16 protein-coding genes are annotated in these 16,978 nt (G+C 33.7%); 6 read left to right on the plus strand and 10 right to left on the minus strand.

Going from position 1 to position 16,978, the window contains the following annotated elements:
* The first annotated feature begins 82 nt into the window (after positions 1-82).
* Positions 83-1,162 carry a hypothetical protein gene (locus J8H85_RS04630; protein WP_209653123.1) on the plus strand — a complete coding sequence of 360 codons (1,080 nt, stop codon included), beginning with the start codon at positions 83-85 and terminating at the stop codon, positions 1,160-1,162.
* Positions 1,163-1,274: 112 nt separating this feature from the next.
* On the opposite strand, the gene J8H85_RS04635 is transcribed toward J8H85_RS04630, so the two are convergent.
* The gene (locus J8H85_RS04635) at positions 1,275-2,009 is read right to left on the minus strand and encodes a hypothetical protein (RefSeq protein ID WP_209653125.1); all 735 of its coding nucleotides are present in this window, start codon (positions 2,007-2,009) and stop codon (positions 1,275-1,277) included.
* A 172-nt stretch (positions 2,010-2,181) separates the two neighbouring features.
* On the opposite strand from J8H85_RS04635, the gene dnaG reads away from it, so the two are divergent.
* The gene (gene dnaG / locus J8H85_RS04640) at positions 2,182-4,140 is read left to right on the plus strand and encodes a DNA primase (RefSeq protein WP_209653127.1); all 1,959 of its coding nucleotides are present in this window, start codon (positions 2,182-2,184) and stop codon (positions 4,138-4,140) included.
* Here dnaG and J8H85_RS04645 read toward each other — a convergent pair.
* Together J8H85_RS04645 and nadE are read right to left on the minus strand one after the other, a co-directional pair.
* On the minus strand, positions 4,135-4,767 hold the full coding sequence (locus J8H85_RS04645; RefSeq protein WP_209653129.1) for a response regulator transcription factor: 633 nt from the start codon (positions 4,765-4,767) through the stop codon (positions 4,135-4,137). The two genes, dnaG and J8H85_RS04645, sit on opposite strands and share 6 nt — an antisense overlap.
* A 99-nt stretch (positions 4,768-4,866) precedes the next feature.
* Entirely contained in the window at positions 4,867-5,655 is a 789-nt protein-coding gene (gene nadE, locus J8H85_RS04650; protein WP_209653131.1) for an NAD(+) synthase, read from the minus strand.
* A gap of 93 nt (positions 5,656-5,748) precedes the next feature.
* On the opposite strand from nadE, the gene gldB reads away from it, so the two are divergent.
* Together gldB and gldC are read left to right on the plus strand one after the other, a co-directional pair.
* Positions 5,749-6,711: a gliding motility lipoprotein GldB gene (gldB, locus tag J8H85_RS04655; protein WP_209653133.1), complete on the plus strand. Its 963-nt coding sequence runs from the start codon at positions 5,749-5,751 to the stop codon at positions 6,709-6,711.
* A complete protein-coding gene (gene gldC / locus J8H85_RS04660; protein ID WP_209653135.1) occupies positions 6,711-7,043 on the plus strand; it encodes a gliding motility protein GldC in 333 nt (110 codons plus the stop codon). The genes gldB and gldC overlap by 1 nt, the downstream gene beginning before the upstream one ends.
* A 13-nt stretch (positions 7,044-7,056) precedes the next feature.
* On the opposite strand, the gene J8H85_RS04665 is transcribed toward gldC, so the two are convergent.
* From J8H85_RS04665 to J8H85_RS04695, 7 genes are all read right to left on the minus strand, one after another.
* Positions 7,057-7,893, minus strand: a complete 837-nt coding sequence (locus J8H85_RS04665) for a carboxylesterase family protein (RefSeq protein WP_209653137.1) — start codon at positions 7,891-7,893, stop codon at positions 7,057-7,059.
* Positions 7,894-8,029: 136 nt separating this feature from the next.
* Entirely contained in the window at positions 8,030-8,659 is a 630-nt protein-coding gene (def, locus tag J8H85_RS04670) for a peptide deformylase (RefSeq protein ID WP_209653139.1), read from the minus strand.
* 28 nt (positions 8,660-8,687) lie between these two features.
* The gene (gene rodA / locus J8H85_RS04675; RefSeq protein ID WP_209653141.1) at positions 8,688-9,962 is read right to left on the minus strand and encodes a rod shape-determining protein RodA; all 1,275 of its coding nucleotides are present in this window, start codon (positions 9,960-9,962) and stop codon (positions 8,688-8,690) included.
* Positions 9,963-9,999: 37 nt separating this feature from the next.
* Positions 10,000-11,976 (minus strand): peptidoglycan D,D-transpeptidase FtsI family protein, encoded by a 1,977-nt coding sequence (locus J8H85_RS04680; protein WP_209653143.1) that lies wholly within the window; start codon positions 11,974-11,976, stop codon positions 10,000-10,002.
* Positions 11,973-12,479, minus strand: a complete 507-nt coding sequence (locus J8H85_RS04685) for a rod shape-determining protein MreD (protein WP_209653144.1) — start codon at positions 12,477-12,479, stop codon at positions 11,973-11,975. Before J8H85_RS04685 ends, J8H85_RS04680 begins: the two co-directional genes overlap by 4 nt.
* Positions 12,472-13,296 carry a rod shape-determining protein MreC gene (mreC, locus tag J8H85_RS04690; protein ID WP_209653146.1) on the minus strand — a complete coding sequence of 275 codons (825 nt, stop codon included), beginning with the start codon at positions 13,294-13,296 and terminating at the stop codon, positions 12,472-12,474. The genes J8H85_RS04685 and mreC overlap by 8 nt, the downstream gene beginning before the upstream one ends.
* 11 nt (positions 13,297-13,307) lie before the next feature.
* Positions 13,308-14,336 (minus strand): rod shape-determining protein, encoded by a 1,029-nt coding sequence (locus J8H85_RS04695; RefSeq protein WP_209653149.1) that lies wholly within the window; start codon positions 14,334-14,336, stop codon positions 13,308-13,310.
* A 388-nt stretch (positions 14,337-14,724) separates the two neighbouring features.
* Here J8H85_RS04695 and J8H85_RS04700 point away from each other — a divergent pair, with 388 nt between their 5' ends.
* Positions 14,725-15,150, plus strand: coding sequence for a hypothetical protein (locus tag J8H85_RS04700; RefSeq protein WP_209653151.1), 426 nt, complete (start codon positions 14,725-14,727; stop codon positions 15,148-15,150).
* A gap of 78 nt (positions 15,151-15,228) precedes the next feature.
* Complete coding sequence (locus tag J8H85_RS04705; protein WP_209653153.1) at positions 15,229-16,977, plus strand: tetratricopeptide repeat-containing sensor histidine kinase; 1,749 nt, start codon at positions 15,229-15,231, stop codon at positions 16,975-16,977.
* The last annotated feature ends 1 nt before the right edge of the window (position 16,978 follow it).

Genomic DNA, 16,978 nt, shown 5'->3' on the forward strand with positions numbered 1-16,978 from the left:
AGAATCTCATTAATAAAAAATAAAATTTTTATCATTCAAAAATCAATCACTAACGCTCCTTAGGAGCAAAAAACGAACAGTTATGCAAACAATTACCAAGTATTTAGCACTAGCAGTGCTAAGTTTAAGTGTGCAAATCATCAATGCACAAGACAGTATTCCAAATGGAAAAAATAAAGACAAAATTGAAGTCTTAGAAAATCTTAAAGAACAAATTCAAAATGAAGAACGTAATTTTTTAAAAGCAGAAGTTGAAGCTATTAATATAAGGTTGGATAAGGGTGAAATTACAAATGTAGAAGCAGAAATATTGAAGAAAGAATCTGCTAAAAAACGGGCATTAAATATTGAAAATCGATTAGCTATAATTGATAATAAAATTATGCTCATGAAACGTAATGATGAAGGCTATCGTATTAATAATGAAGAAGATTTATCGCGAGTTGGTTTTAGCATAGGCGGCAATGATGAAAGTTTTGCTGGTGTAAAGATTAATTATAAGAACAAACCAAAAAAATATGATTTAAGAACATCCAGCGATTTTGTTCTAGCTTTCGGTTTAAACAATGCTATTATTGATGGTGAAAAATTAGACGATTCACCTTATAAATTTGGAGGTTCCCGTTTTTTTGAAATAGGTTGGGCTTGGAAAACCCGCATTTTAAATGAATCTAATTTTATGCGTTTAAAATATGGTTATTCGTTTCAGTTTAATGGTTTAAAACCAAATGATAATCAATACTTTGTTCAAGATGGAGACCAGACCTCTTTAGAAGTATTTCCCGAAAATCTTAAAAAATCCAAACTTACCGTAACCAATTTAGTGTTTCCTGTGCATTTTGAATTTGGACCATCTAAAAAAATAGAGAAAGACACTTATTTTAGATATTCTACCGACAATCAATTTAAAATAGGACTTGGCGGATATGGCGGTTTTAACATAGGCACACGCCAAAAATTAAAATACGAGTTAGATGGCGATAGAAAAAAAGACAAGCAAAAGCAAAGCTTTAACACCAGTAATTTAGTGTACGGTTTAAGCGGATATATTGCTTTTGATGATGTGGCGTTGTATGTTAAATACGATTTGTCTCCTATTTTTAAAGATCAAACCATCAAACAGAATAATATATCTATCGGTTTACGGTTTGATATGGATTAGTTGAAAGGTGTTGAATAAACAAAAAAAGCTTCTGATTCAGAAGCTTTTTTCATTTAATGTTTGCAAATAGGCAAAGACGCCTTCTCAAATGTAATGCTTTTGGCGCTTTTGTTTATTTGCTGTTAGGTGCTTTCTTTTTCATCAGTTTATCATATTCAAAAAAGTCCTTGGTTTCCTGAATAAGCAGTTTATTAACCTTAATCACTTCCTCTATCGATAGTTCATGATTACATAAATGTTTCATATCATTAGCAACCATTTGTTGATCTTTCAAAATATCCTTGTCTAACTCCAAACCTACTATTCGTCCATCTTTATTTATTCTTTTAATTGACTTTAATTCACTAAACCTGTCGTGAAATGCGGTAATTGAAGAATAGTGTTCCATTAATAATAAGATTCCATAAATCTTGTTAAGATTTTTCTTTGATAAATTACTGCCATATGCAAGTGTGTGCTCATACATAACATCGACACCTATCCTTTTTATCTCAATTTTAGACCTGTTAATCACAGAAAATAAATTTTGAAGATTTAGAAGGACCGCAAATGCTACTCTGTACTGAACAGTATTCTGATGCTCCTTGAAATCTTTCTCAAATCTGTTTAAGAATTCTGGCAAGGTTAAATGTATTTTCTCAGGGTCATCCTTAATACTCGGAATGTGGTACTCAATTTTGTCATAGGTTAGAATATTGAATAAGACACCAAGGTATTTTTTGATATACAATTTAAAACTAATTCGCGCTTTCCATTCTTCATATTTTCTTTGAGCGAATGGAGTTGCAACGGAAACTATGACCGCTACAATCGCGATTGTTAATGTTAGAATTTCGTTTTTATTCATATCGGTTATTAATTGCACCTAATACAAAAATAAAGTTCCATTTCAATGAACTTCATCTACAGTTAAACGAATTTACTAAATTTTCCCACAAATACAAATTTTCAAAAGAAAGGTATATTTCACTAATCAATAGTTTATAATTATCTTTACATTCAAAAATAATTTTCCATAATTGATATCAGCAGCAACCATAGATTTAGTTTTTGAAACCGCCAGGGTAGAGGAGGTTATTGGCGATTTTGTACAACTAAAAAAATCGGGAAGTAACTTTAAAGGTTTGAGTCCGTTTAGCGAGGAACGTTCGCCTAGTTTTATGGTATCGCCCGTAAAACAAATATGGAAAGATTTCTCAACGGGCAAAGGTGGTACAGCGGTTTCGTTTTTAATGGAGCATGAGCATTTTACCTACCCTGAAGCTATAAAATACTTAGCTAAAAAGTATAATATTGAAATTGAGGAAACCGAGCAAAGTAACGAGCAAAAAGAAAAGGCTAGCGAACGTGAAAGTTTGTATTTGGTAAGTGAATTTGCAAACACGTATTTTCAAAAAATACTGCATAAAACCGATCAAGGAAGATCGATAGGGTTAAGTTATTTTAAAGAACGTGGTTTTACTGAAGAAACCATTAAGAAATTCGATTTAGGATATTCCTTAAATGAATGGCAAGCTTTTACAGATGAAGCGTTAAAACAAGGCTATAATATCGATTTTTTAGAAAAAACAGGACTTACCATTGTAAAGGATGATAAGCGCTTCGATAGGTTTAAAGGGCGCGTTATGTTTCCTATAAAAAGTATGAGTGGTCGTGTTTTGGGTTTTGGTGGCCGTATTTTAATAACCGATAAAAAAGCCGCTAAATATGTAAACTCGCCCGAAAGCGATATTTACCATAAAAGTAATGTGCTGTATGGTATTCATCATGCAAAACAAAGCATTGCCAAAGAAGATAATTGTTTTTTGGTTGAAGGTTATACCGATGTAATTCAGTTTCACCAAACAGGTATTACAAATGTGGTATCTTCCTCTGGAACCGCTTTAACTTCGGAGCAAATCCGCTTAATAAATAGGCTTACAAAAAACATCACCGTACTTTTTGATGGTGATGCAGCTGGTATGCGCGCTTCCCTGCGTGGTATCGATTTAATTTTGGAACAAGGTATGAACGTAAAAGTTTGCACGTTCCCTGAAGGTGAAGACCCCGATAGTTTTGCAAAACAAAATACCTTGGAAGAGCTTTCTGCTTATTTAAACGACAATGCCAAAGATTTTATTCAGTTTAAAGCCTCTATTTTATTTGAAGAGTCTAAAAACGACCCCATTAAAAAAGCAGAAACGGTTCGAGATATTGTAAACAGTATTTCAAAGATTCCAGACCGTATTAAAAAGGAAATCTACGTTCAGGAGTGCGCCCGAATTATGGATATTAGCGAGGAAGTGTTGTTTAGTACACTGGCTCAAATTAACAAAAAGGAATTTCAAGAAGAAAACAAACAATACAAAGCGGAACAAAAGGCGTTTGATGTTATTAAACACGAGCAACCTGTTAAAAAGGTGGATGTTCAATATCTTTTAGAGCGTAAAATTATTGAGGCTTTATTGTTATATGGGAATAGAACCGAAGATTTTGAAGATTTGGTTTTAAAAGAAAATGAAAAAAAGGAATTGGTGTTAGAGCCCGTTATCCATCGTGCAAAGGTGTTTGAAAAAATATTTTTAGACCTTCAGGATGATGAAATGCAATTTACCAACCCACAATTTAAAAGCCTATATTATACCATTATTGATACGCTTAATCAGAATCCGGATTTTGAACTTAAAAATTTTATAAATTCAGTAGATGCCGAAATGGGTAATGAAATCACCCATATTTTAATGGAAGATGAGCGCTATGCTTTAGATAATTGGCAGCGTATGAATATTTTTCCCAAAGAAAAAACACATAGTGTGGCACAATTGGTAAGCGAAACCATATTAAGTCTGCGCTGTTTTTTAATAGACCAAAAAGTGAAGGAGTTTCAACAGGAAACCTTACAAAACAAAATAGACACGAATAGAAATGTACTTGAAGAAGTAAAAGACTATTCGGGTCTAAAAATGTTGTTGTCTAGAAAACTAAATCGTGTATTATAACAACGATTCGTTAAGCTTAGCTTGACTAACTAAATCAACTAAATTGGTAACTTTTAATTTACGCATTAAACGTGCTTTGTAAGTACTAACCGTTTTTTCGTTAATGTCAAGTTCTTTAGAGATTTCTTTGTTTTTTCTACCAATAGTTAAAAGCTTTAAAACTTCAGCTTCTCTAGTTGATAGTTTTTTGTAGAACGATCCGCCTCTATTAACTCTGTTTCCAAAAGCTAATTGTTGGGTTAAATCGTTGCTTAAATAAATACCACCATCGGCTACTTTTAAAATAGCTTCATTAATGGTAATAACGTTAACTGATTTGTGTATGTAACCATGTGCACCAGCTTTAATGGCGTTTACAGCATACACTTCTTCTGGTTGAGCACTAAGAATAATGGTTTTAACATCTGGATGGTCATTTTTTAAATAACGTAACACGGTTAAACCATTAAGCTTAGGTAGGTCAGCTTCAGTTAAAATAATGTCAACAGGATTTTTTTTGACATACTCTAAAATGGCATCGCCATTATCAACACTTGCAACAATTTTAATGTTGGAAGATGCTGAAAATAGTACTTCAAGTCCTTTCCTTGTAATTGGGTGGTTGTCTGCTATCAATAATTTTATCATAATGTTTTAGGCCTATTTTTAATATTAAGTTAGAGAGAGTTATTGTTGAGAGAATAGGCTTGCCGTAAAAGTAGTAAACTTTTAAACAATCTGCAAGAATTACAAGATATTGTTGGGGATTTCGCAAATGGGTATGGGTATCATCTTGTGTTTGTTGGCATTATTAAACTTTTTGTATATTTTAAAAGCTGTTTGTTCCCTACCTGTAAAGTCTTCTGATTTTTTGCCAGCCTCATCCATTTTCATGGCCCATTCCAATTCTGGGTACGATGCGCCTATTTGATCTTCATCACTTCTGGAGTCTCCAAATAATCCATCACTAGGTTGTGCTTTCATAATGGATTCTGGTATATTTAAGAAGCTTCCTAATTCGTAAACTTGAGATTTCAATAAATCGGCAATCGGACTTAAATCTACCCCGCCATCACCATACTTGGTGTAAAAACCAACTCCAAAATCTTCTACTTTATTGCCAGTACCGGCTACTAACAATTTATATAAGCCAGCATAGTAGTAAAGCGTTGTCATGCGCAAACGTGCTCGGGTATTTGCAAGCGCCATATCAACAGTAGCTTGGTCACCATCAAAAAAAACTTCACTTTTAAAAGCTTCAAAAACGGGGGTTAAATTGGTTCGAGTATCACTTACGTTATCAAACTGTTCTGTTAGTTGCTTGATATGTTCTTGTGCTCTGGTTACGTGACTTTCTGCTTGATGTATGGGCATTTCTATACACAAAACATCTAAACCGGTTTTAGCGCATAATGTAGATGTTACCGCAGAGTCTATGCCACCAGAAATACCAATAACAAAACCATTTACGCCTGCTTTGGTTGCGTAATCTCTTAACCAATCAACTATGTAATTTACAACTTTATCTGTTTGCATTTTTAAATGAATTTAAATCCAAGAATTGTACCTTTGCAAACAAAAATAAACGAAACACTTTATTAATAAAAATTTATGACGATTAAGTTTTATATGAAGTATGCAGTAATTTTCCTAATCGCTATGCTTACGGCTTTTTCTTGTAAAAATGAAAATAGGTTGGAAAATGAAATTGCCAAGATTAATTTAGACGCCAAAATAGAACGATTTGATTTATTATTTGCTGAAATTGATAATACGAACCTTCCAAAATTAAAACAGGCGTATCCGTTTATGTTTTCAGAAGAATATCCAGATTCTTTTTGGATTGAAAAAGTACAGGATACCTTCCAAAGGCTATTATCTAAAGAGGTTGAGAAAACCTTTTTAAGTATAAATGAAACGGAATTGGATATAGAATCCTTATTCAATCATTTAAAATATTATTTTCCCGAGTTTCGTACCCCAAGAATTATCACCACAACCAGCGATGTGGATTATAGAAGTCGCGTTATAGTAACCGATACTATTGTGGTTATTGCTCTAGATAATTACTTAGGAAGTAGTCATGAATTTTACGAAAACATTCCTAAATATTTAAGAGAAGATCTAAAAAAAGGACAAATAGTTGTCGATTTGGCTTCAGAGTATGCTAAAAAATATATATATCAAGCACCAAGTAAAATGTTTTTAGATGAACTAATTTATTTTGGCAAGGAATTATATTTTAAGGATGCCGTGATTCCTTTTAAATCTGAAGCAGAACGCATTGGGTACACCAAAGAACAACTAGATTGGGCGCTAGCCAACGAAAGTTATATTTGGCGGTATTTTGTAGAACGGGAATTGTTGTACAGCACCGACGCTAAATTAGCAGGCAGGTTTATTTCCCCTGCGCCTTTTTCCAAATTCTATTTAGAAGATATTGACACCGATTCGCCTGGGCGTTTAGGGCAATATATAGGTTGGCAAATTGTAAGGGCTTATATGGAACAAAATGAAGTGCCATTAAAGGATATGTTGATAAAAAGCCCAGAAGAAATTTTTAATAATTCAAAGTTTAAACCAAGAAAATAATGTCGAATATTACATCTAAAATAGAGTTAACCGTAGAACTTGATGCCAACAGAGTGCCTGAAAAACTGCAATGGACTGCTGAAGATGGTGGTATTACCAACGAAGAAGCTAAAGCAATGATGTTGTCGGTTTGGGACTCTAAAACCCAAGAAACTTTGCGTATCGATTTATGGATCAAAGATATGCCTGTTGACGAAATGAAAGTGTTTTTCCATCAAACCTTAGTGGCTATGAGCGATACCTTTCATAGAGCGACCCAAGATGAAAAAATGACCGCTACCATGAAAGATTTTTGCGATTATTTTGCTGAAAAACTGGAGATTAAGAAGTAGGTTTTTTTATTGATTATTTTTTATAAAGAAACATCCAATCATAAATGTCCATATTAAAAGCATCATAATCAATGCTTTCTGAGTTCATACCTGTGCCATCAAAAGTTCTGGTATCAGAGTCGTGACCAACACCAGGGTATATAGTTACTTTTGCTTTTGTATTCGGGTTTGATGCATTAATAGCACTTACCATATCTATTGATCGGCTTGTTGGAACCGCATTGTCACTACCGCCATGAAATGCCCAAACAGCAGTAGTGGTATATTTATTTCCAGAATTTACATCTCCACCTCCTGCAATGGGAACAATGGCTCGAGCATAGGAGTCGGCTCCATACTTTGAAATATAGGAATAACAACCATAGGCACCTAAACTGTAACCGGTAAGATAGATTCTATCTGTATTAATATTATAAGTTGAGATTAAATAATTTATAAAGCTATGCACATCATCTGCATTCCAGCTTCCCGAAGTTAATTGAGGTGATGCTACGATCATGGGGTATGTTGGAGACCATTTTTTTTGCTCAATCATACTTGGAGGCCCCGTATATATTAAGTTTGTTAAAACATCAGGATTGGTTTGGCTATTGCCAACTTGTCCAGATCCGTGTAAAAAAACAAGCAAAGGGTAATTAGGGGAGGCATTATTATAATCGCTTGGAGTGTAAATATAGTGCCCATAAATAGCATTGGTGCTTCCAATTACCTTTGCTGTTTGCACACCACCAGTGTCTATTGGTAAAGACTCTAAGTCATTTTGATTTATGATGATATTATCATCTTGATCATTACTACAGCTCAAGAAGAATAAACCACAAAGCAGGCTTAAATAAATGAAATTTCTCATAAGTAGGTATTTTGGGTTCAACTAAACTACGTAATATATGGTAATTTTGGATGCGTTAATTAAAAGTTTCTTGCCCTTATAATATCAATAAAGTATTTTAACGATTATTTGATGGGATAAGGTTGAGTAAAACGGTTTATTTATTAGCTTCTTTTATTTCTTTATTTAAATGATCTAAATACAAAATGCCGTTTAAGTGGTCTATTTCATGTTGAAAAATAACGGATGTGAATCCTTCAATAGTTTCGGTTTTGTGTTCCGCTTCCATGGTGTCGTATTCTATTAAAATTGAAAAAGCCCGAGAGTTTAAAGTATCAGTTCTATTGGGTATGGACAAACAGCCTTCTCTAAAAGTTTGCTTTTCATCGGAATAAGTTTTGATCACAGGGTTTAAATACACTTCAAAAGGAAAGTTTTCTTTATCAAAACGTTGAACCCAAATGATGTTTTTTAAAATGCCTACTTGTGGTGCCGCTATACCGACACCTAAAGATATACTGTCTCTAACAGTGGCATAAAGTCGGTTAACAAATCTTTGTAGAACAACGTCGTTTGGATTTGCTTTTATGTACTGACTTTTGGTTCGGAGCAGTAAAGAATCTTTCTTGTTGGTTATTTTGAAAACACGCATCGGTGTAAAAGAATCTGAACTCATGATGAGGCTGGATTCTTCAACGGTAAAAGAATTTTTCAATATGCTTTTTGAACCGTAACAGGATGAAAGTATGATAGTAATACCTATTAAAAGGAAAAGGTTTTTTTTCATAAAAATTTCAATAAAGTAATTTGTTAATTTACCATTGGTTGATCCTATCGGAATCTAACTTAACAAAAATAAATAATAAGATAGCAAAGCCCCAAAGTCCGGAACCTCCATAACTAAACATGGGCAGCGGAATACCAATTGTTGGGATTACGCCCATAACCATACCAATATTTATGAAAAAGTGCATAAAGAATATAGAAGCCACCGCATAGCCATACATACGACTAAATTGCGAGCGTTGTAATTCGGCTAAATGCAGAATACGAAGAAACAGCAGTACAAAAACAATAACAACGCTTGCACTACCAACAAACCCCCATTCTTCGCCCACGGTACTAAAAATATAATCGGTGTGCTGTTCGGGTACAAATTTACCAGTGGTTCTTGTGCCTTCTAAAAAACCTTTTCCTGTTAATCCGCCAGAACTAATGGCTTTTTCAGATTCATTTAAATTGTAAGCGATGGTTTTTTTCATGCGCTCCAATTTCACAGGGTCTTTCTCAAGACTTAACCAAATGGTAATTCTGTCTTTTTGATGAAAAGGTAAGATGTTATCGTAAAAATAGCGAATGCCAAATGAAACTAAAATACTTATTATAATGATAGAAATAGGTTGAATAAGCAAGGGTTTCCGTCTTTTGGAAAAATGATGCCCCAATATAAGTACGGTAACAACTGCAGAGGTAATGATAACTCCAAATTTTAAGGAACAAATACTAATAAAAATTATCATGAATAAGATAATTAGGTATATGGGAGATAAGCCTTCTCTATATAATACAAAAATGAAACTGCCATATACTAAGGTACTACCCGCATCTTTTTGAAGCAAAACCAATATGGCAGGGATTGCAATAATTGCAAATACGCTAATTTGGTCTTTAATCCGTTTAATATCTGTGTTTAAATCGCTTACATATTTTGCAACGGCTAGGGCTGTGGCAGCTTTTGCAAATTCGCTGGGTTGTAGCGTCATGCCACCAATGCCATACCACGAAGTAGCACCGTTAACGCTTTTTCCAAAGACAAATAAACCAACCAGCGACAACATGGAAATTACATATATAACACTGGCAAAACGTTCGTAAAATTTAGATTCAATAGCTAAAACCAGTATGATAAGCCCAATAGTTAAAAATATAAACATGAGCTGTTTTCCGTAAGGTTGCGAAAAATCGAAGTAATTTATAGTGTCTCCAGAATGGGAAGCCGAAACAATGTTTAACCATCCAAAGCCAACAAGCAATAGAAAAAGAATAATGGTAATCCAATCAAATTTGTAATATCTGCTAGCTTCAACCATTTTTATTCAGTTGTATTTTTATAGTTTTCAACGTCATTTATAAATTAGCACCTTGATTTTTCTTTATTTCCTCAGGATCTCTGGATTTGCTATTTAATTCATTCAATAGCTCTTTAAGATGTTTGTATTCTGGCTCATCCACAAATTCTAAAGTTGTATTCTTATTGATGCCAAAAGGTTTTCCTGAATATGGTTTTTGGTACTCGTGCTCTAATGTATGATGTAAAAGATATTCTTCCATATCGGTTCTGGTAATATTGTCATAAAGATATTTTTCAATCATTAAACTGGCAATTTTACCAGCAAATCTTGCGCCCCAATACCCGTTCTCAACAAATACAGCCAATGCAATTTTTGGGTTGTCTTTTGGTGCAAATGCGATAAATATGGAATGGTCTGTAAGTTGCATGCGTTGGCCATTAACTTTCACAAAGTTTTCGGCAGTACCTGTTTTACCACAAATTTCAATACCTTTTATTTGAACACTGGCGGCCGTACCATGGTTGTAAACATCAAACATACCTTGTATAATAGGCTCAAAATGTTCTTTATTTATGGTGGTGTGGTTTGGTGTGGTGTACTTTTCATCAATAGTATGGCCTTCAATATGTTTTATAATATGAGGCGTGAAGTAGTAACCGCGATTGGCGATGGCAGCCGTCATATTGGCCAATTGAATGGGTGTTGTTAAAACTTCACCTTGCCCAATGGAGTTTGATAAGTTGAAGGTGCTTCCCCATCTACCTTTGCCATAAAGTTGGTCGTAAGTTTTACTTGTAGGTATTTTTCCTGGTTGCCCAACCGATAAATCGTTATTTAAATAATTGCCTAAACCAAAACTTTTTACATGGTTGCTCCATTTATCCAAGCCTTCGGCAGGACTTTTGTTTTTGTCTATAATTCGTCTATAAACATTAGCAAAATAGGCGTTACAGGAATTATATATACCTCCATTCATCGCCACAGGACTTGGGTGTCCATGGCATCCCATTTTTCTGCCACCATAGCTATACCCATGGTTGCATGAAAATCGGTCTTCGGTGGTTACCACTTGTTCTTGTAAACCAATAAGGGCATTTAAGATTTTAAATGGCGACCCAGGCGGGTACATGGCTTGAAGACCTCTGTCATATAAAGGTTTATTGATGCTATCGTTATATAATTTTGTAAAGTTAACAGAACGCTGGCGGCCCACCAATAAATTTGGGTTGTAGGTTGGTGTAGAAACCATAGTCAGAATTTCACCACTACTGGGTTCTATGGCAATAATACCTCCATGTTTATTTTGCATAAGGAGTTCGCCATACGCCTGTAGTTTTGCATCAATAGTTATGGTAATATCGCTTCCGGGTTTTGGCAAGGTGTCGTAAATGCCATCTTTATAAGGCCCCAAATCTCTATTAAATCTGTCTTTTTGAATAAACTTGATGCCCTTTACGCCACGTAATGTTTTTTCGTATGATACTTCAATACCTTGCTTGCCTATAAGGTCTCCCATTTTATAATAAGGGTCTCTGGCTATAATGGCATCGTTCACTTCACCAATATCGCCTAAAACGTTGGCGCCAATAGAAGTTTCATAATGTCTTAATGAACGCTTTTGGATATAAAAACCTTCAAACTTTCGCATTTTTTCCTGTAAACTGGCATAATCTTCTTTTGATAAATGCGGAATGAAAACGGAAGGTAACCAAGGCGAATAATGGTAAGCTTTTTCAAATATCTCTTTAAACCTAGCTTTATCAATTTTCAACAAATTACAAAACTCTACCGTATCTAAAGGTTTAACCTCACGCGGAATAAACATAACATCGTATGAAGGTTGGTTGGATACCAACAATTCGCCGTTTCTGTCGAAAATAAAACCGCGTTTTGGGTAATCGTAAACCTTTCTAATGGCGTTATCTTCATATAAATCCAGAATGCCACCACTATATATTTGTAAATAGAAAAGCCTGGAGATAAATATGAGTCCAACAACCGCTATGGCGCCTACAAGTAAGAATCGTCTCATTTTGTTTTTTTACTAAAAATAATGGTTATAATTAGGATTAATAAAATAGTAAAAATACTTGAGAATAACGTTTTTTGAAGCACTAATATTATTTGGGAAACACTAAACATTTCTAAAAAGAACAACATGAAGTGATGCAAAAACGTGAGTATGGTTAGATAGGTTAGTTTTTCGCCGAATTCAACACTGGTAAATTTTATGGTTTGGTGTTCATAAATCATTCCAAAAGAAAATTTTAGAATTACGGGTCTTATATATGCAATAAACACGCAGGCTGCGGCATGTATGCCACCAGTATCTGAAAATAAATCAATTGATAAACCTAGTAGGAAACTTAAAAAAATTATAATAAATCGGTTGTTTTTTACAGGAAACAACGCAATAAACATAATGTAAATATAAGGGTTGATATAACCCAAAAAATTGATGTTATTAAACAAGACCACTTGAAAGAAAACCAATGAAATAAAACGCGCAATATGTAAAAATACAGAGTTATTCATTGGCTTTTGCGTTTAGTAATCTGTCAATTTCATCTGCATCAATATTTTCAATGGTGTAAACATGTTCAAGATTGGTCATATCATTAAACAGTTTGATATTTATCTCATAATAATTTTCGGCAGCATCAAGCTTAAAATCATTTATAACTCCAATAGGGATTCCTTTCGGGAAAATGGATGACCTGCCGGATGTAATAATCGTATCGCCTTTTACAATAGGTGCTATTTTAGGAATATCTATAAGTTGAATGTAATAGGGGGATTTTGCATCCCAGTAAAGTGTGCCAAAATGATTTGTTTTTTTTAGTTGCGCGCTAATCTTATTAACCGTATTTAATACCGAAATAACAGTTGCATAGCGCTTGCTCGTACCATCTACAATACCAACAATACCTTTAGAGCTTATTACACCTAAATCTTGTTTTAAACCATCATTTTTTCCTCGGTTTAAAAGTAGTACGTTGTTGGCTCCAGAGTAGGTGTTCCTAATAACATTTGCTAGAGTGAATTTGTAAGTCCCGCCATAACTAACCGTGTCCAAATAGATGGAATCTTTTTTGTTTTCAGAATTAAACAACAGCATTTTTAAGCGACTGTTTTCTTCTGCCAATACTTGGTTTTGCGATTTCAAATTCAAATACGCCGTAAAATTATTAATGGAATTGTAAACACCTCCAGTTAAAAAATTAGCAGAGTTTATAAACTTACTTTTATGGTAGGAATGCGTTTGAATGGTAAAAACCATGGAAATAGAAAACAGCAACAAGGATAACAAAAAGTTTTTGTTTCTTATTATAAAATTAATAATCTGTTGCATGGTTTATAAGCCTATTTAATCAAGACGCTTTTGTATTTGGCTAAATTTTTAAGGGTTATCCCTGTACCTCTTACCACCGCTCTTAAAGGATCTTCAGCAATATAAACAGGAAGATCTGTTTTTTGGGATAAACGTTTGTCCAATCCACGTAGCATAGAACCACCACCAGCTAAATAAATACCTGTGTTGTAAATATCGGCAGCTAATTCAGGAGGTGTTTGCGATAAGGTTTCCATAACCGCATCTTCAATACGTAAAATAGATTTATCCAAAGCTTTTGCAATTTCTCTAAAAGAAATAGATACTTGTTTAGGTTTGCCCGTTAGCAAATCACGCCCTTGAACGCTCATGTCTTCTGGAGGTAAATCTAAATCTTCGGTAGCAGCGCCAATTTGAATTTTAATTTTTTCAGCAGTACGTTCTCCAACATATAAGTTATGTTGTGTACGCATGTAGTAAACTATATCGTTTGTAAAAACGTCTCCTGCAATTTTAACCGATTTATCACACACAATACCACCTAATGCAATTACAGCAATTTCGGTTGTGCCACCACCTATATCTACCACCATATTTCCTTTGGGTTGCATAATATCAACACCAATACCAATTGCCGCAGCCATAGGTTCGTGTATTAAGTAAACCTCTTTGCCATTAACACGCTCTGCACTTTCTTTTACCGCACGCATCTCTACTTCTGTAATCCCCGATGGAATACAAACAACCATTCTTAGTGCAGGTGTAAAAAACTTCTTTTTTAATGCAGGTATGTTTTTAATAAACATACTTATCATTTGTTCTGAAGCATCAAAATCGGCAATAACTCCATCTTTTAGCGGGCGAATGGTTTTGATGTTTTCATGCGTTTTGCCCTGCATTAAAGCAGCCTCTTGACCTACGGCAATGATTTTTCCCGAAATTCGATCGCGTGCTACTATTGAAGGTGCATCAACAACAACTTTGTCATTATGTATTATAAGAGTATTTGCAGTACCTAAATCTATTGCAATTTCTTCGGTCAGGAAGTCAAAAAAGCCCATAAGCTGTAAAGTAGTATTAGAGGTTTAAAATCGAATGCTGTAAAAGTAATAAATCTAAATAAAAAAAAAGAGTTTATTATGTTTAGTTGTATAATTAATTTTCTTTAACGTGCGCTTCATCAAAAAAGTGCAATCTTGTTAGCTTTTTTAGGAGTGTTTTTTCTTTAAGTAGTTGACATCGTGATTGTACTGAATTTAAAATTTTAGGTCGTAAAAAAGGCTCTTGTGCTCTGTTTTCATTACTTAATGCTAATGAATGATTCTCTTATTCCTTTTTTTTTCAATCCTAAATATTTTATTGTTTCTTTGAGCGTATTTGTTGTTCAAAACTTTAAAAAAGCATCATATAATAAAGCCTAAGTATTAATTTTTAACCAAAATATAATTTATGAATACCGAAGACAAAGTATTGCCCCCAGGAACTGTTTTTTTAACTACAATTACAAATTTGCAGAAAGGCCCTATAATAAGCCCTTCAACCCAAACCACAGTAACACCTCTACCTCCAAATAATGTAAGTGCTGTAGAAAGCGGAACGGCCATTACCATTACTGCCACCGTTTATATTGATGCGGCAGATGATATAAATAGTTTGGATGTTTATATTGCACAACCTTTAACAGGAGATACCCAAGATGTTTATTTTGTTTACGATTATGAAGAAGAAATACCTAATGCATTATATCCATATACTTTTAGTTTTGAAATAGAAGACCCAAACAAATCTATTAAAAACATTGAGTCTTACTTGTGGGATGAAGACCCCGTAACTTCTAGAGGCACTGTTACACCAGTAGAAGGTCATGGGAATTAAGAATTTTATTTCAAATAAATAAAGTAAAATAGCCAGTGGTAAGAACTACTGGTTATTTTTTTGGATATATTTGTTTTCATGTATTCAATTTTCAGAAAAACGATTATTAATAGTTTTTATTTAGTATCCATACTTTTTGGTGGTTTCCTGTATTCCCAGGAACAAGAAAAAAAGAGTTTATTTGATATTGAAGTTCAAAATAAAGTAAACCAGTATAAGGCTTATTCTAATTTTAAAAAGGCCGGAATGTTTTATATAGAAAACAACTGGGATTCTACTTTAGTATATTCCATGCACCATCTCAATGAAGCAAAGCAGCATGTTGATCTGGCTAATTATGCCCATTATTTTAGAGGATATAGTTTCAAGGTAAAAAAGTTATATCAGGAAGCTAAGAAAGAGTTTCATTTAATAGCACCAGAATTTCAATTTGATTTTATTGTAAAAAAGCGTCTAGGAGAAATTGTAATTGAAGAAAATGAATTCAAACAAGCCATTGCTTATTTAGAACCGTTAACCAAATTGTCAAGTGAAAATTATCGATATTTAAAAAAAAGCGAAGTTTTTCAAAATTTAGGAGTCTGTTATTTGCATTTAAAAGAGTTTGATAAAGCAGAACAATATTTGATTGAAAACGTAGACTTTAATAAAAAAACAAAAGACACTTTGGGTTTGGTTGCAGCTTATGGAGCCATTGCAAACTTATATTATGAGCTATATAAAGATGACTTGGCTATACCTTATTTTGAAAAAGCATATCAGCTTTCTAAGCATATAAAAAAAACTGATTCCAAAAGAATAGCCACCCTTAATATGGCGGTAGTTGAAGAAAATAGAAAAGATTTTGAAAAAGCTTTAACTTACCGAAAAGAGTATGAAAAATGGAACGATTCTTTAAACGATCAAAATAAAATTTATGAAGTAGCAAAGATTGAAAAAGAATTTGCGGTTAAAGAAAAACAAAAGGAAGTTAGTTTATTGCAGGCCGAAAACAAAGCAAAAGTAATAGAGAGAAATGGTTTGTTTTATTCGGCGGTGGTGTTATTGTTACTATTGGGTGTTACCATGTATTTCTATAAAGAAAAAATAAAAACGAATAGAATTATAGTAGCGCAAAAGGAAAACTTAGATGAGTTGAACGCCACAAAAGATAAACTTTTCTCCATTGTAAGCCACGATTTGAGGTCTTCGGTAAATGCTTTAAAAACAAGTAATGCCACATTGTTGGACAATTTAGAATCTAGAAATTTAGTTGCGCTAGATGGCTTGTTGCAAAACAACAGTGCTATTGTAAATGGGGCTTACAATTTGTTGGACAACTTATTGCATTGGGCATTGTTGCAAACCAAACAATCATATTTTGAAATTACATCCCTCCGTCTGTTCTTTATAGTAGAGCAAGTGGCTTATAACTACAAGCCGTTAATGTTGGAGAAAAACGTGCAGTTTGAAAATACGGTTTCAAAAAAAGATGTTGTTTTGGCTGATCAAGAATCGTTAAAAATTGTGTTGCGAAATTTGTTGGACAATGCTATTAAATTTTCAAAAGCAAATGGCAGCATTAAAATTTATACGCTAAATACGAATGAAACCTATTGCGATTTGGTTGTTGAAGATTCTGGGTTGGGCATGAGTGAAACGGCCCGTTTAGAGTTGCTTAACGATACTGTTTTGTTGTCTAAAAAAGAACACGAAAACATTATCGGCACCGGGTTGGGCTTGCAATTATGCAAATCGATGATTAAAAAGAATAAGGGAAAATTTTCAATAGAAAGTGAATTAGGAAAAGGAACGAAAATGATTGTATCTTTACCTAAAACAACATAAC

This window comes from Mariniflexile gromovii (genome assembly GCF_017814435.1).
GTDB lineage: Bacteria > Bacteroidota > Bacteroidia > Flavobacteriales > Flavobacteriaceae > Mariniflexile > Mariniflexile gromovii.

Bases quoted from the DNA above. Each gene is read 5' to 3' on its own strand.
- J8H85_RS04645 (WP_209653129.1), bottom strand. From the start codon at position 4,767: ATGATAAAATTATTGATAGCAGACAACCACCCAATTACAAGGAAAGGA.
- gldC (WP_209653135.1), top strand. From the start codon at position 6,711: ATGTCGAATATTACATCTAAAATAGAGTTAACCGTAGAACTTGATGCC.
- def (WP_209653139.1), bottom strand. From the start codon at position 8,659: ATGAAAAAAAACCTTTTCCTTTTAATAGGTATTACTATCATACTTTCA.
- mreC (WP_209653146.1), bottom strand. From the start codon at position 13,296: ATGCAACAGATTATTAATTTTATAATAAGAAACAAAAACTTTTTGTTA.
- J8H85_RS04635 (WP_209653125.1), bottom strand. From the start codon at position 2,009: ATGAATAAAAACGAAATTCTAACATTAACAATCGCGATTGTAGCGGTC.
- J8H85_RS04665 (WP_209653137.1), bottom strand. From the start codon at position 7,893: ATGAGAAATTTCATTTATTTAAGCCTGCTTTGTGGTTTATTCTTCTTG.
- J8H85_RS04700 (WP_209653151.1), top strand. From the start codon at position 14,725: ATGAATACCGAAGACAAAGTATTGCCCCCAGGAACTGTTTTTTTAACT.
- J8H85_RS04680 (WP_209653143.1), bottom strand. From the start codon at position 11,976: ATGAGACGATTCTTACTTGTAGGCGCCATAGCGGTTGTTGGACTCATA.
- J8H85_RS04630 (WP_209653123.1), top strand. From the start codon at position 83: ATGCAAACAATTACCAAGTATTTAGCACTAGCAGTGCTAAGTTTAAGT.
- nadE (WP_209653131.1), bottom strand. From the start codon at position 5,655: ATGCAAACAGATAAAGTTGTAAATTACATAGTTGATTGGTTAAGAGAT.
- J8H85_RS04705 (WP_209653153.1), top strand. From the start codon at position 15,229: ATGTATTCAATTTTCAGAAAAACGATTATTAATAGTTTTTATTTAGTA.
- rodA (WP_209653141.1), bottom strand. From the start codon at position 9,962: ATGGTTGAAGCTAGCAGATATTACAAATTTGATTGGATTACCATTATT.
- gldB (WP_209653133.1), top strand. From the start codon at position 5,749: ATGAAGTATGCAGTAATTTTCCTAATCGCTATGCTTACGGCTTTTTCT.
- J8H85_RS04695 (WP_209653149.1), bottom strand. From the start codon at position 14,336: ATGGGCTTTTTTGACTTCCTGACCGAAGAAATTGCAATAGATTTAGGT.
- J8H85_RS04685 (WP_209653144.1), bottom strand. From the start codon at position 12,479: ATGAATAACTCTGTATTTTTACATATTGCGCGTTTTATTTCATTGGTT.